We start from the raw sequence: 12,986 nt of genomic DNA, 5'->3' as shown, positions 1-12,986 counted from the left end.
GCCCGCTGTGATAATGCAAGTATCAGTTAAGCTTGGCTGATACGTTTCAAAGTATTGTCGGATTAACAAACTGCCAAAGGAGTGTCCGAAAAAGTACGCCTTGCCTGCGCTACTAAAACGCTTTTAAATGTATCGGTTCAATTTCTCAGCTGCAGCAGGGCAACTTGAGCAATTATACCCAAAGTGTTGAGGTACATAGGGGTACTTCGTAAGCTTACGATCTAAATATTGCATAATGTGAGATGGCATATACAGCCCGTGCTCTAACACAGTATGACTCATTGCTACCGCTAACTATGCATTCTCAATAACACTCTTCGTTATCCATTGCCGCGTACTCAGCTCTACTTTCAATAAAATACGTTTCAGTCTCTGAGCGTTGAATAAGCGGCAATATTTCGTCTGGCTTTTCAGCATACCCAACAAAATCATACGCATCGGCATTTCGGTGGGGGCTTACTTTCGCATAAGTGCCAGTATTTGTATCAACCATCGTTCCATCAACGTCTATACCCCAAAGGCCAAGACCGAAAATTTCCTTGAAGCCTAACTCCATTAGCTTATTTTCAAGCTGCGTGAAATTTCTCATTTTATCTGCCTCTTGCTTACGTAATTAAACCCACGTCTAACCACATAAGAACGCAGTAAAGACAAGAGAGTGAACACTATGGTCGTTGACACGTTATCGAATAGCGTTAGTTCGTGACCTATAGCTGGAAACCAGATCAGCTGAACCGATAAGCTGATAACAAAGCCTATACCTATGTTCGTAACTGCTTCTACCATCGATTGGGTTTTGGTTTGGCTCATAACTACATGCTCCCTTTTATTTATATTAAATAGCGAAAAAGTAAGCTGACAATAAGCATGTAGGTGAGTTCGTGAGGGGGAAACTTGTCGGCTAACAGGTCGAGGTTATGGTTAACGTGAATGAACAAGAGGACACACGTTATGTTACCAATACACCTAAATAATTCGACGTTAGTGAACCCAAAACGCGTCGGAAAGCGCATTGCTCAAATGCTTGAAATAGCTTCACAATCTATTGTTCTACCCCAGGGGCACTGGGTATCCATTTCAGATAAACTCGACATAACACAAGCACTAGATTGGTATCACAGCGTAACGATTCAGTTTGGTGACAAGTTAAACAGACAGAGGTTTGACGGTGAAATCAGGCTGTTTATGGATGGTAGCTCTAGCCACAGCGGATGCCGCTCTCGTGGAATGGTATTTCTACGATATGGGCGCCCTTTTAACTTCGAGTCTAAAGACTTGCTTGCCCAAAATGACGATCGGTTTGTCTATCAGTCAACATTGGCTGCAAGTCTTAGAGAAATGGTGAATCTGGTAAATAAGGCTGTGGCTATTCAAGAAGAGGAGCTGACTGGATTCTGGCCAGCAATCACTAAGCATGAGTTGGCATGATTCAATTTCCATTCGTAATAACGCAGCCTCAATGATCGATTAACAAAGTAAGTGATTGATTGGGTCTTCGGACCCATTTTCCTACCTGAACATCCCTCACTCTGCCAAAAAAACACCTTTTTGTTTGAATTGTGAGCAATCTAACCAAAATAATCAGTATATATAGTAGTTTACCTTTGAGTTTTATCTTTAAAGGACTAATATTACCCACACACACTAAAATAGCACCAAATAACGAAATAGCCGTTTCGTCATATTTTTAAGGGGTAAGCATGGTTGATTTAGATTTGATCGACTCGAACGCAGAAGCCAGAAAAACAAGGTTAGCGGGTCTTCAGGAAAATGCAGATTTTCAAGCGAAAATGAATGAAGCGTACCCTCAGGTATCGTTCCGTGAATTTACACGAAAAGACTTTTATGAAGCAGTCGGTAAAGCGAACACATCAAGCTTGACCAGCGCTATCCCTCAAATTCGACAAGTTATGATCGACACTCATGGCGAAGATGCCGCTGAAGATGCGACTGGCTATCAGTATGACAAAAATGGGGCTTATCATTACACCTTGGAGCAAGTGTACAAGGTTATCGAAACGTGCCGTAAAATTGAGAAAGAAGCGAAGCGTAAGAGTAAAGGTAAAATCGTTAAGAAATTCAGACGACATCGTGCGCACATTCTTTCGGTGATTAACCAAAAAGGCGGCAGTGCGAAAACCTCTACTTCGGTGCACATTGCTATTGCAGCTGCCATTAAAGACTTCGCAGAGTGTCGCGTGCTCTTGGTCGACTTTGACCCGCAATCTGGCATTCATAAATATATGGATGGCCGATACATTAATGACACGAGAGATAAGACCCTTTTCCGCTATTTAATGGGGGGATATGATGATCTCTTTAACCCACAAGATAGAAACTCAAGAAAAGCCTTTATCATGGAAGAGATCATTCGTGACTCGCTTATCCCAAACCTCAAGTACACTCTTTCCCTTTCTTCTGATAATGAATTTGAGGGCTTCCTCACAGACCTTGAAAAGCAAGATGAGGGAGATTACAGCGGCAAAAGTGTGGTGAAGTTGGTCAAAGAGCTGTTCTTTGACTTTGTCAGTGAAGAGTTTGATTTGATTGTGTCGGACGGTGCGCCACATAACAACACATTCATCAAATCACTAATCTACGCTTCTGAACATATTGTCATTCCAGCCCCAACCAAAGCGATGGATGCAGACTCTACGATTCAGTTTGGTCGAGAGGTGAGAAAACACTACGCAGAGTTTAAAGAGCTATTCGATCACCCAGGTTTGCAATATTTAGACGTATTGCCACAGATGTATAAGAGTAGCGATGCTTCAAACAGTGTGTTGCTCGATTACAGTAATGTCTTTGGTATCCACGTATTTCCGCATCAAATGCAGCGTAGAGAGTGTTACGAAAAAATCAGTAATGATAGCCAAACACTCTATAACTACGTCCCAAAAGACTGCGACGATGCGATGAACAAAGCGCTCGACGACTGGAAAGCGTTTAACCTACACCTATATAAAATCTACAGTAAAGAAGCGGTGGTTTAACTTATGTCTTCACAACAGAATGTAAATGCGGGCCATTACCGACAGTATCTTCAAGCCGCAACAGATGAAGAACTAAAAGCCATTATTGACCTATTACCCACTGCTAAGCTGAAAAAAGAGCTGAAACGTAGTTTTGAGGGGCTTCAAACTGATACTCGTATCCGACAGGGCGATCAGACTAAGATCGAAAATCAGCTGCGCAGCTTCGAGTCGAACAAAGACTTTGTTGCTTTGAGGGAAACGCTTGTTCAGCGTAGAACAGAACAGCTAAGTAATGTTCAAAAAGAAACAAAAGAAGCGATTAAACAAGGTGCGAGTGAGATTTCGTACACGTTATTCAACCAACACGGTGAAGCAGAAAAATTTGATTTTGTCCTAGAGGAAATTCCTCGAGATGAAGCGTTAACTATCATTAAAATTTCGCCACTTAACGCACGTACAACAGAAATACTGCCACCTCACGTTGTAGCTGATGTGATGTCGACTTTGCCACATGGACAAAAAGAAGCCGCATTTGGTTATCGTGTGGGCAACACTATTTATCTGTTTGATGGTTTGCGTCGTATTTCGGCTTATCACCATATTGATACTGACAGACCGTTCCGTATCTATGTAACGGACAAAGAGCTAAACCTATTCCATTACCAATCCTACGATTTGATGGACTTAGCAAAACTGGCAAGAACGCCACTTCAGAACCTAACACATTGGTTAAAACTGGCTGAAATGGCAGGCGTAAAAATTGGTAAGTCGTTCACTAAAGAAGAACACGCATCAGCAGAAGATACTGAGAGATTCTTCGACTCCGTTGGTGTTTCGTACAATACCTACAAAGCGTATGCGAATTTTGAAACGATCAGCCCAGAACTTATTGCTATTACCCCTGACCAACATCGCTTAAGCAAAACTCAGCTTACAAGCCTTGTTCAGCAGCAAAAAGCAATCACTAAGTCGAACCAACCTCTTGAAGAAGTGATTGGTAGTTACTCTGATTCTGAGAGTGCGAACAACAAAGAGTTTATTGAACGTTTTAAATCATTTGTCTCTAGCAATGTTCTTAATAAACAAGAACCTCAAAAAACCACAGAGACGCTTTATAAGAGTGGTTCTAAAGTTGTGAAGAAAACAATGGTAAAAAATAATAACAAAACATTTGATGTGAGTATTTCTGCTAAACGAATATCAGCGAAGAATTTAGAAATACTAGAAAAATTGATTGGTACGTTTACTGACGATTTGGACTAAAAGTAAGCCCTTGCATCATCGCAAGGGCTTTTTAATGTGATTTACAGCAAAGTATAAATGTGGCGGTCTATCTGTAGCGTAGCTTCAATAGTCTCAATGTGAAAAGGCAGTTCTATTTCTGCACTTGCGGATTTAGATAAAGTCACCAAACTCTTGTTGTAGGGTTGCTCCGTGTATGGGTCAAACTCTACTCTCACTAAATCATCCTTATCACCACGCAAGATCGTGGCTTTCAGAGTCTCAAAGCGGTATTTAAGACCATTACATCGTATAACCACGTCACCAATATCTAACGGTTGTATATTGCTTTGGTTACTTACTCTTAAAAGAGCAAAGCTCTTGTCGATGACACTGTTTATTTCAATCATAATTTCACCTATTGGTGCTGCGCCCTACCCTTACTGCCTTTGGTAGAGCGCACCGTCCTTATAGTTTGTATTCAAGGAAGTGGCTACGAGTCTGGTGGGTGTCGTCTACTGGCTTAACAAACGCCCATTGATGGCTATTCACGCCAATCTCAAGCGTTTCCCCACTAAGTTGCATGGTAACGTCTCGAATCATGCGTAGTTGCAGGTTGAAGCTGCTGCTGTTGCCTGTGGTGAGTTTGGCATCAAGCACTTCCTTTGAATCGCTGTTAGGGTCTTTTAACGTGAGTTCGGAGTTATTAAATTCCATCACGATCCCAACCTTTTCGGGTTCTTTTACCCCTGCTGCGAATCGCTTGATTGCGCTCTTGAGTTCACTATGGTTTACCTCGCAAGCAATCACTTTATCAGCGTGTGTTTTGCTTTGGAGGTCTGGGTAATTTTGTGAACAGATTGAAGATGTGATAATGCCAACTTGAGGTACGATTAAGCGTACTTGGCTGTTATTGAACATCAACTCCACATCACGGTCATAGTAGTTTGAAAAGTTACCTAAAAGGTCAATAAAACGTTTAGGCATAAGTAAGCTAGGAGCACCAGACGCTACAGTGTCACAGCTAAAGAATGCTTCACAACACTTTAGCCCGTCAGAGGAAAATAGCGTCATATCATTGCCGTTGAGCTTCATTAATACTGAGCCTAGAAACATACGGTCTGATGGTAGCTTATTTAAGTTTTGAGTCGCAGCCCAAGCAACAGAAGTCAGCGCATCTTTAAGAACTTCCAATTTCACTTTGATGTGGCTGTAACCATCTAAGAAACTCATTGTTGATGGAAAACCGCCAGAGTCTAAAATTTCGATGGTATGGCGTGATTTGCCCGACTTTAAAATGAGTTTGTTCTTGTCTTTGTTCGTGGTGATCGTGATGCTTTTCTCGGCATCATAGGTTTTCACTAGGTCAAAAATACGCTTGGCATCCACCACAAACGGTTCAAATTCTTCGATTGAATCTGCAACACAATATAGGTTAGCTTCAAGAGAGTTGTGGATTGCAGACACTTTCATGGTCGTCCCTTGCGCCTCAAACTTTAAACACTCTGAGTAACTTTTGTCAGATTTGCCTGTGCAGTTGGTAGGCGTTGCGATCCCTGCTAACAGGTTTACTTTTTTGATTGTAATTTTCATACTGGCTTTCTCCATTGGGGTTCAGTATTTACTGTAAGGTACATCTAAGTGCCGACAACTAAGCTCGATATACACCTTTCTGGCACGACACAATGCTTTGTTTTACTAAGGCTGATAGTGTGGCTTTCAAATCCTCTTGGTTACGATGTTCAAAGTGGTGAGCTAACGTTTTAAATTTCAAGCCGTTTGGGAATTGGCTTAGGTGGTCAACGATTGGCGAGTTTTTGCACACTTTGCCCTTATAGTGCAGACCTAATTTTTCGCAGGCTTCACGGACGCAGTAAGTGCAATGCCCACACCATTCATGGCTATACACCTGTGTTGTTGGTTCTCAGAGCTTTCTCCAATGCTAAAAATAAATATGTGTCAGCAGACTCACTGCACAATGGAACGGTTTTGCCAAAATATCGTTCCCCATGTTTCAAATGACACTTCTTATTAGAACAGGCTATCAGGTATGAACCTGTTAGCTCGCTGAGTGAGAATTTGCGTAATGGGCATTGGTCAGCATCAATGAGTAATACGTTAGCCATAGCAACCTCCAAAGGCTTATGCAGCCTTACGGTCAAATCCAAAGTAGTTTTGCCAGATCTGAGGGTTAATCGGTATCGTGTTGGTTTCGACACCGTTCTTAAAATCAAAATAGATAGCGTGATAGTCCAAGCTGCCGTTTGTGATGAATTGAGTCAGCATTTTTCCTGCAAGGTTGGCGCACATCGCATTAACCAACACGCCTTGAGCGTTAAAGCTCTCGGCTGCGCTACAGCTACGTTTCGGGTTATCGACCACATCACGGATCTCTGGGTTTAGGTCAACAACCGTTGGTATTGAGTTGCGTACTTTTGATGAAAAGAGGTGCGAGATATACACATTTCCGCTTTCTTGCTCGTTACCTAAATCTATCCATAATGCTTTGCTTGATAGTTTCGAGCGTTGGGCTGCATCGTGTAGGTCAACTCGAAACTTCGCTGAATCAACACAAGTGATCACTATGTCGTAATCCTTAATCATCATATCGACCACTTCTTGCGGTTCTAAGTGTCGCTCAATGGCATCCCATTGAGTTTTTCTTCCATATAAATTGAATCGGTTTACAACCAAACTCGCTTTGTTATAGCCCACATCGTTTGCCCAGAAATTTTGTCTAAGCGTGTTGGTTTCACTCACTTCGCTCCCATCAGCAACAAGCATTTCAATGCCATGACTGTGACCAGTTTCCAACAAGTAGCAATTAAGGCGATAGATGCTGTTAATGAGTGCTGCGCCATTTCCCCCTGCGCCAATTTGTAAGATGCGAATCGGACGTTGTTGCAGCTCAAGTGGGCAGATTAGCTTTTCGATAGTCATAATTAGATCTCCAATAGGCGGTTAAGGGTGTAATTCAAAGGAACGAGTTTTTCTTCATCAAAGTGGTCGTTCCCACTGGTTTTGATTAGGTATCGGTTTAGCTCTGTGGCTGATACATCTTTAAGTGGCATGGCGATGTGTGTACTGTTTGAAACTGAACAAAATGCAATATCAGTCAAATCTTCCATTACAGTGTCACTATCAATGTCTGGTCGTTTGTTTGAGCCAAAACACAGCGTAGAGTTGTCATACGAGTTTGGTATTACCGTTTTAAATAACTCGGTGTCGGGTGTAGGACGCTCATTACCTTTAATGGCGTAGGTACTGAGCTGACCATTGGTGTAGAACATCACATGAGCAGCCATTGGGATTAAAAGGCTTTTCTTAGTGCTTTGAAATATCATGCGATGCTTCATAGGAGGCACATAAAACATGATTTCCCCTGCCCCTCTGTACAACACTCGATTATCCAAAAACTTTCGGCTAGAGGCTCTCTGAGTTCGATGTAGGTGTGTCGATAGTTGCTGTATGACAGACGCTAGATTCACGTTCTTAGGGCAACCAATCGCTCCATCACGGACGCTATGCTCAGTCATAAACATTTGACTGCCACGACTGGTTTCAACTTCATGTAGCAATAGTGCTGAAACCGTTTCGACACTCTTGAAAACCGTTAGGTCTATGTGAGCTTCATTTCTTGAGTTTTGTGGTTCTAAATATTCAAGTTCCATTTTGCTGCCTCTTGTGATTGCTTAGTTTTACTTTAAGCTCCAATTCAGAGCCGACAATTAAGCAGGAGGTAATGTACTTGGGTCTATTTTCAGTGGTAGGTGGCACACTCTGGCTTTGAGTCTAAAGTCTCTTATTGAACCTAATTTCACTGGAATGACCGATTGACGCTGTGTGCGCTCTTTTATGAGCATCGTTTTGACCGATTCATATTCGCTGTCAAACAGATTGGATAGGTTTTGGTCAGGCTTTGGCATGATGATTTACCCCGAGATTTTGTTGAAAAATCCGATCAAATTTTCCAATAGAATGGAGCGTTCCATGAACGCTTTTAAATACGCCTTAATGTCACTCTCTTTACTCGGGATCAGTCCGATAGCGACAGGACTTGGATCTTCACAGTAATACTGCCAATTCGATTGAATGACCTCGTACTCAATCTCATTTGACGTTAATAGAATGGTGTATATCGTGTTGGTTGAACGGCACTCGTCAATGATCAGTTGTGGCACGTTAGCCTCTTGCATATCGAGCGTTGCTTTTTCAATGGCGGTAATGATGGTGTTTAACTCGGTTGCCAATTCTTCATTCACCAAGTCAGCGAACGCAGCCCAAGAATCGTTTGGGTCACAAATATAGAGTGCCTTTAAGAACGATTGATACTCCGCTACGAACTCAATAAACGATTCGTAATCATCATCATCGAGTTCATCGACATAGCTCTCCATCACACGCTCGTACTCTCTCTTAGAAAGAGGTTTGTCTTGCTTGAGTGCTTTGATAATCATCTCCTCATCACTAAACGTGTAAGAGATTGAATTACAACAAACCCCTCTTAGCGCACTGAGTAGCCGAGCCATAGCTATGCCCCACAGCTTCTGCCACGGTTCTAGTAGCTTGCTAACTTGGAAATCAATGTATAACGGTGCATCGCTGTATAGACGTAAGTGAGGCTGAATATCAGAACTGTCATCACACAGAGATAGCATTTGACCGTACCCCATCGAAAGAGAAAACTGGTCGCTAAATATCAAGCTAGAATCAAGCTCTAGTTCTAGCTTGCCATCCTTGATCCCCAAGTGCTTTTTCATGGCGGTATCGCAGCGAGTGATATAATTATGTTTGTCCGACCCCTTAACAATCGATCCGCTACAAACAAATTGTTTTGCTGCTTGCTGAGAGTCAGTGAGAACATTCTTTGGAATAGTGAGACTGAACATGAGATACCTCGTCTGTGTAAACTGACTCAATCATCCCTCGAAGTTGATTGCCGACAACCGCCCTACCCTATTTCTTTTTCGCTTATAGCTATGATTCAGACAAAACGTGGAGCAGGATTATGAAAAAGAAAATTGAAGCGGCGTTTGCTGCAAAACAGACGGGGTATATTCTTTCTCTCGCGACAGAGGTTAACGAAACGCTAAGCAAAACGTATGGGAGTAAAGATTCCTACAATCACTCCGAAATTTCGGCATCGTTGACAGAACATGGTTTCCCTACACAACGTAATGCCATCAATCGTTTTAAGAACGACCCACTCATCGCTCATGCCATGTTTATGAGCTGGAATGAATTTCTAAAGCACTACGCAGACGGAGGCTATCAAGTTCAAGACTTCCTATATCTGCGTCAGAGCATCGCCAAATCACTGTTTAAAGGTACAAGCTGGCATAGTGAGAGAGACAGCGTGCTGATATCTCCCGAGGGGTTGAGGTTGCTCTATCAAGCAAAACTGTTTGTGGTAGAAAACTCGAATGATTGAGATATTTGAGTGGAGTACGGACGGAGGCTCATACAAGCAGAACGTTAGTGAATATGCCTACTCAACGTACTGCCAGAATCTAGAAAGCCGTGGCTATAAACTGACGATTCATGCCATTTCGGGTTGGCGTTTATATCGAAACGATAAACACCGAATTTTGGTGTCTGAAACCTAGCCAGCTTTACACTCAAGGATGGGAGTGCTGCGTAAATAAGCAATAAGCTGCTGGTGGCTGCTCTCCCGTCTTTTGTTCTCTGAACGCATTTTTTCTGCTTTGCTATTCGCCAGGTCTTTTAATGAATGACAGAAAACCTCAATTTCAGACAGCACGCTTTCTGACAGTTCAACTAAAACTGAATCAGACAAATTCACAAGCTGCTCGAATATGGATTGAGAGTAAGTGAATTTAATATCGGGGATGCACTCTTTAAACTTGGTTTTACTCAACTCTATAGCTTGATTAGAATTTCGATTTCTAAAACACGGGAACAGTTTGCAGGCTTTATTGTTCAATCTGATATAAGTGATCACGGCAAGCAATTCGTAATAACGATTCTTATCGGATTCGGGCATTTTTATGTTAGGTAGCCTCGGTATGAAATTATCACCGTTGGTTTCGAGCGCTTGAATGTATGCACAAGCAGAAATAACAAGCTGTTCAAACGATTTGTCCACAAAGCTATTTTGCCAAAAAATTGAAGATTCTGTTCCTACTAGATTTGGCAATGAACGTGGAGGAATGGTGAATATGAATGTATCACCACACTCAACGTAACACGCAAAGCCATGATGCGCAGGTACATTGATGGGGCTGTCGAGTAACTTATTTCTGCGTTTAATTACTTTGGAACATATCTCCATGCTCAAGCGGCCAACAACGCGATGTTCAATTTGAGTCAGTTTGACGTGATCGACATAGTCTACACAGCTCAAATTTATGATTTGCCCTTTTTTCATAATTCACCATATTCAGATCTCTATATGGTCTTATAAGCGAAAAGGTTTAAGCTAGATTTTGATAGGGTATGTATTGGTTGAAGTGAACTTACCTTGCAGCGTCGCTTTCTGGATCACTTTTACAGCAGACGTTATCAGCACTGCCCACTGCTCTGCATGACACGGTTCACATTCAAAAACCAATTCGTCTTCACTCATTATCTTTATTTCGTCATTACTTAAAGCGATGTATCGAACGGATTTGTTCTCATATCTGGTGGCGGAGAGCTGTGGGCGAATCATCCTCAAGTCGTCTATGTAGTCAGATTGAACGATGACATAGACGAAGTTTGCCATGTGGTATCGTAAGTTATTAATACTATGCTGATCTATTCTGAAATCAGGCTGACCTAATTTAAAGCGATTGATAAGCGCTGTGTTGGTGTTCAGACCTCGCTCAAACTCCAAGTAATACCCTAGCCCTATGTGGTGGTCACTTACACGCTCAGAGGTTGAAGCACACTCTAGTAGCGAGAGTGAATACTGATAATTCGTCAAGACTTGAAGATACTTGTACAACAAGCAGCAGTTCTGCATTGCTAGCGATTTAAACTCTGAGCTGCCATGTAACAGAATCGAGAAATTCATAAGACTAATCCTCATTGAAAGTTAGAAAGCTGCCTAGCGTTACTTTACTGTCCAGTAACCAACGTTTTGGAAAATGTGCCTTATGATTCAGTCCCAATATCTTGGCCTGTATATCTTCATTCCCTATTTTCTCAATGACGTTAAACTTTAAAGAAGTCCCCACTGAGCAGAAGAACGCTTCTGTCCAATGCTCAATATTTCTCACGTCGAGATCTCTATTGACGTTCACAGACCCTAGACACAATCTCCCGTTTGCTTGGTACACATTGAAAGTCGGGCTGTAGAACAATTTGGTTGAAGCTGTGATCTGTGACCGTTTGTTTTCTTTAACGGCATAACCACCAAGTGTAAAGCCGCCTTTTGCGCTCTTGGCGTAAAGGATGTGCGCTGGCATTGGTAGTAGGAATTGTCTGTAGCCAAGTTGGTGGTTGTGATCAAGAAGTCTTATCAATCGAGATTGGCTTGGTACATAAAACGCTATTAGAGTTTGGTTTGATACCAATACGTTTTCTGAAAGCAGTTGATTGCCGCCACTTGGGACACTACGTTTTAATGCGTCAAAGTGAGAGCCACGCATAACTGTGCCTGCTAGCAGTTCCCCTTGCTCTGTTATTTCGTGGGTGGTTACGATATTACTCAAATCGTGCTGAGAAGATTTGTGCACCACGTAAGCGATGGATGGTCGGTACGAACTTACCGAGTATTCTTTCTTGTGCTGTGTCGTTACTTGCATGTTGGTTCCAATCCTTTTTCTATGGCGTAATCGTTGTAATGATCGATGCAGCGTGCGACCTGACAAATCTCACCGAGTGTGATGCGTAGGTATGACTCTAATTCCTTTCGATTGTCCAATGCGATAGATTGAGCGACTTCCTCTCCATTGGCGCTTCCTTGTGAGGTCAGTTGGTCATACAAGGCTTTTTCAATGTCTAAGCCAGTATGAACGAAACTATGAAAATGCAGTGGCGCAAAATCCGCTTCCTCGAAATAGTCATTAATGGATTGGAGATCAGCGTTAAGTTTACTTAGTTCGTGCTTTACAGAGTCAATTCCCTCTACCAAACGAATAAAATGAGGGTCTTTTAAATCAGAATTGTCTGGGGCTATTTCTTTTTCTTTAAAAGCGATATGAGTCCCATCCTCGCCAAACGCTTGCTCATACTCTTGAGCTTGCGCTACTAAATCAATTATCGTTTCTGGTTCTAATCCATGTTCTTCATTTAAGGCGTGGCATAGCGTGTCGGGTAAATCCTCCACCGTAAGTTCTTTACCATCTTCACGTTGAACGTTAGCTTCATAAATGGTGGGTAGGTACTCTCTCTCTGGGAGATAGCTATATTCCATTGCTTGATCTATTATCATGGCTGAGTAGCTAACTGTAGATAGCAGTTTGTAGACGAGATACTGATAGCTACTATGACTCGTATCTAATTTAAAGCACACCTCTTTAATATCGTAATCAGCGTATAGCGTTATCGTACCTCTGCTTTCGTGATCGTTTGACAATCCATCGACAACAAGCGTCATTGATTCAAAAATGTCTTTGGCATAGTTGCATTTGATTCCCACAGATAATTCATTAAAAATTGACTGAGCCAGTGTTTCAGCTTGGCTATCAAGATTATTGAAGTTTTCAGTATCTAATAGGCATATCAGAATCGCATCGTTCTCGCTTATCTGCTCACACTGATTTGTGATGAATTGCTGCATCTGAATGTTGGTTTGGTGAATCGCTTTGTCACTTAGGGTGGGAGTGAATAACATGGGGTTACTCC

Annotated in this window: 18 protein-coding genes; 5 read left to right on the top strand and 13 right to left on the bottom strand. The window is 42.0% G+C overall.

The window, feature by feature from the left end; genetic code table 11:
* Positions 1 to 304 precede the first annotated feature (304 nt).
* Both VA249_RS21930 and VA249_RS24360 read right to left on the bottom strand, forming a co-directional pair.
* Entirely contained in the window at positions 305 to 589 is a 285-nt protein-coding gene (locus tag VA249_RS21930; protein WP_176703798.1) for a hypothetical protein, read from the bottom strand.
* The gene (locus VA249_RS24360) at positions 586 to 786 is read right to left on the bottom strand and encodes a DUF7220 family protein (RefSeq protein WP_420864283.1); all 201 of its coding nucleotides are present in this window, start codon (positions 784 to 786) and stop codon (positions 586 to 588) included. Before VA249_RS24360 ends, VA249_RS21930 begins: the two co-directional genes overlap by 4 nt.
* Before the next feature lie 165 nt (positions 787 to 951).
* Between VA249_RS24360 and VA249_RS21925 the strand changes: the two genes are divergently transcribed.
* From VA249_RS21925 to VA249_RS21915, 3 genes are all read left to right on the top strand, one after another.
* Positions 952 to 1,428 carry a hypothetical protein gene (locus tag VA249_RS21925; protein ID WP_176703799.1) on the top strand — a complete coding sequence of 159 codons (477 nt, stop codon included), beginning with the start codon at positions 952 to 954 and terminating at the stop codon, positions 1,426 to 1,428.
* Between the two features lie 272 nt (positions 1,429 to 1,700).
* Positions 1,701 to 2,993 carry a ParA family protein gene (locus tag VA249_RS21920; protein WP_176703800.1) on the top strand — a complete coding sequence of 431 codons (1,293 nt, stop codon included), beginning with the start codon at positions 1,701 to 1,703 and terminating at the stop codon, positions 2,991 to 2,993.
* A gap of 3 nt (positions 2,994 to 2,996) precedes the next feature.
* A complete protein-coding gene (locus VA249_RS21915; RefSeq protein ID WP_176703801.1) occupies positions 2,997 to 4,238 on the top strand; it encodes a ParB N-terminal domain-containing protein in 1,242 nt (413 codons plus the stop codon).
* A gap of 41 nt (positions 4,239 to 4,279) precedes the next feature.
* On the opposite strand, the gene VA249_RS21910 is transcribed toward VA249_RS21915, so the two are convergent.
* The 7 genes from VA249_RS21910 to VA249_RS21880 form a co-directional block, all read right to left on the bottom strand.
* Positions 4,280 to 4,606: a hypothetical protein gene (locus VA249_RS21910; protein WP_176703802.1), complete on the bottom strand. Its 327-nt coding sequence runs from the start codon at positions 4,604 to 4,606 to the stop codon at positions 4,280 to 4,282.
* 58 nt (positions 4,607 to 4,664) lie between these two features.
* Positions 4,665 to 5,789: a beta clamp domain-containing protein gene (locus tag VA249_RS21905; RefSeq protein WP_176703803.1), complete on the bottom strand. Its 1,125-nt coding sequence runs from the start codon at positions 5,787 to 5,789 to the stop codon at positions 4,665 to 4,667.
* Positions 5,790 to 6,097: 308 nt separating this feature from the next.
* A complete protein-coding gene (locus tag VA249_RS21900; protein ID WP_176703804.1) occupies positions 6,098 to 6,322 on the bottom strand; it encodes a hypothetical protein in 225 nt (74 codons plus the stop codon).
* 16 nt (positions 6,323 to 6,338) lie between these two features.
* Positions 6,339 to 7,136 carry a PRTRC system ThiF family protein gene (locus VA249_RS21895; protein ID WP_176703805.1) on the bottom strand — a complete coding sequence of 266 codons (798 nt, stop codon included), beginning with the start codon at positions 7,134 to 7,136 and terminating at the stop codon, positions 6,339 to 6,341.
* A 2-nt stretch (positions 7,137 to 7,138) separates the two neighbouring features.
* Complete coding sequence (locus tag VA249_RS21890) at positions 7,139 to 7,867, bottom strand: hypothetical protein (protein WP_176703806.1); 729 nt, start codon at positions 7,865 to 7,867, stop codon at positions 7,139 to 7,141.
* Between the two features lie 57 nt (positions 7,868 to 7,924).
* On the bottom strand, positions 7,925 to 8,122 hold the full coding sequence (locus VA249_RS21885; RefSeq protein ID WP_176703807.1) for a hypothetical protein: 198 nt from the start codon (positions 8,120 to 8,122) through the stop codon (positions 7,925 to 7,927).
* A gap of 6 nt (positions 8,123 to 8,128) precedes the next feature.
* Positions 8,129 to 9,085, bottom strand: a complete 957-nt coding sequence (locus VA249_RS21880) for a hypothetical protein (RefSeq protein ID WP_176703808.1) — start codon at positions 9,083 to 9,085, stop codon at positions 8,129 to 8,131.
* Between the two features lie 119 nt (positions 9,086 to 9,204).
* Here VA249_RS21880 and VA249_RS21875 point away from each other — a divergent pair, with 119 nt between their 5' ends.
* Together VA249_RS21875 and VA249_RS21870 are read left to right on the top strand one after the other, a co-directional pair.
* Positions 9,205 to 9,627, top strand: coding sequence for a DUF6559 family protein (locus VA249_RS21875; RefSeq protein ID WP_176703809.1), 423 nt, complete (start codon positions 9,205 to 9,207; stop codon positions 9,625 to 9,627).
* Positions 9,620 to 9,802 carry a hypothetical protein gene (locus tag VA249_RS21870; RefSeq protein WP_176703810.1) on the top strand — a complete coding sequence of 61 codons (183 nt, stop codon included), beginning with the start codon at positions 9,620 to 9,622 and terminating at the stop codon, positions 9,800 to 9,802. Before VA249_RS21875 ends, VA249_RS21870 begins: the two co-directional genes overlap by 8 nt.
* Here VA249_RS21870 and VA249_RS21865 read toward each other — a convergent pair.
* From VA249_RS21865 to VA249_RS21850, 4 genes are read right to left on the bottom strand one after another with little or no spacing between them, the layout of a single operon-like run.
* A complete protein-coding gene (locus VA249_RS21865; RefSeq protein WP_176703811.1) occupies positions 9,799 to 10,584 on the bottom strand; it encodes a hypothetical protein in 786 nt (261 codons plus the stop codon). The genes VA249_RS21870 and VA249_RS21865 overlap by 4 nt on opposite strands.
* 51 nt (positions 10,585 to 10,635) lie before the next feature.
* Entirely contained in the window at positions 10,636 to 11,211 is a 576-nt protein-coding gene (locus tag VA249_RS21860; RefSeq protein ID WP_176703812.1) for a hypothetical protein, read from the bottom strand.
* Positions 11,212 to 11,215: 4 nt separating this feature from the next.
* Positions 11,216 to 11,944, bottom strand: coding sequence for a hypothetical protein (locus tag VA249_RS21855; protein WP_176703813.1), 729 nt, complete (start codon positions 11,942 to 11,944; stop codon positions 11,216 to 11,218).
* Positions 11,935 to 12,975: a hypothetical protein gene (locus tag VA249_RS21850; RefSeq protein WP_176703814.1), complete on the bottom strand. Its 1,041-nt coding sequence runs from the start codon at positions 12,973 to 12,975 to the stop codon at positions 11,935 to 11,937. Before VA249_RS21850 ends, VA249_RS21855 begins: the two co-directional genes overlap by 10 nt.
* Positions 12,976 to 12,986: the final 11 nt, after the last annotated feature.

It is taken from the genome of Vibrio alfacsensis, assembly GCF_019670485.1.
GTDB lineage: Bacteria > Pseudomonadota > Gammaproteobacteria > Enterobacterales > Vibrionaceae > Vibrio > Vibrio alfacsensis.
Note: the sequence above shows the minus strand (reverse complement) of the source record. Positions and strands in the feature narration are given on the sequence as shown.